The sequence below is a fragment of the Magnetospirillum sp. SS-4 genome, from assembly GCF_902729425.1.
In the GTDB taxonomy this organism is placed as follows: domain Bacteria; phylum Pseudomonadota; class Alphaproteobacteria; order Rhodospirillales; family Magnetospirillaceae; genus Phaeospirillum.
The window spans coordinates 1-990 of the sequence record NZ_CACVCH010000003.1 but is presented as its reverse complement, the minus strand read 5'-3'; the positions used below and the strand labels follow the sequence as shown (position 1 = coordinate 990).

Below are 990 nucleotides of genomic sequence, written 5' to 3'. Positions count from 1 at the left end.
TTACTTAACGATCTTGGCAACCACGCCGGCGCCGACGGTGCGGCCGCCCTCGCGGATGGCGAAGCGCAGGCCTTCGTCCATGGCGATCGGGCAGATCAGCTGCACTTCCATGGACACGTTGTCGCCCGGCATCACCATCTCGGTGCCTTCCGGCAGGCTGACCACACCGGTCACGTCGGTGGTGCGGAAATAGAACTGCGGACGGTAGTTGGTGAAGAACGGGGTGTGGCGGCCGCCCTCTTCCTTGGTCAGGATGTAGGCTTCGGCCTTGAAGTTGGTGTGCGGGGTGATCGAGCCGGGAGCCGCCAGAACCTGGCCGCGCTCCACGTCTTCCCGCTTGGTGCCGCGCAGCAGCGCGCCGATGTTGTCGCCGGCCTCGCCCTGGTCGAGCAGCTTGCGGAACATCTCGACGCCGGTGCAGGTGGTCTTCACGGTGGTCTTGATGCCGACGATCTCGACTTCCTCGCCCACCTTGACCACGCCGCGCTCGACGCGCCCGGTCACCACGGTGCCGCGACCCGAGATCGAGAACACGTCCTCGATCGGCATCAGGAACGGACGGTCCTTCGGACGCTCCGGCTGCGGGATGTAGCGGTCGACCTCGGCCATCAGCTTCAAGATGGCGTCGCGGCCGATCTCCGGCTGCTTGTCTTCCAGCGCGCACAGCGCCGAGCCCTTGACGATCGGAATGTCGTCGCCCGGGAACTGGTACGAGCTCAGCAGCTCGCGCACTTCCAGCTCGACCAGCTCCAGCAGCTCGGGATCGTCGACCATGTCGACCTTGTTCATGAACACCACCAGCGCCGGAACGCCGACCTGGCGCGCCAGCAGGATGTGCTCGCGGGTCTGCGGCATCGGGCCGTCGGCCGCCGAAACCACCAGGATCGCGCCGTCCATCTGCGCCGCGCCCGTGATCATGTTCTTCACGTAGTCGGCGTGGCCGGGGCAGTCCACATGCGCGTAGTGGCGGTTCGCGGTCTCGTACTCGAC

At 66.4% G+C, this 990-nt stretch carries 1 protein-coding gene; it reads right to left on the bottom strand.

Going from position 1 to position 990, the window contains the following annotated elements; all coding sequences use genetic code 11:
• Positions 1-990 (bottom strand): elongation factor Tu (gene tuf / locus MTBSS4_RS02935; protein WP_173981911.1); only part of this gene is annotated, 990 nt, incomplete at its 5' end.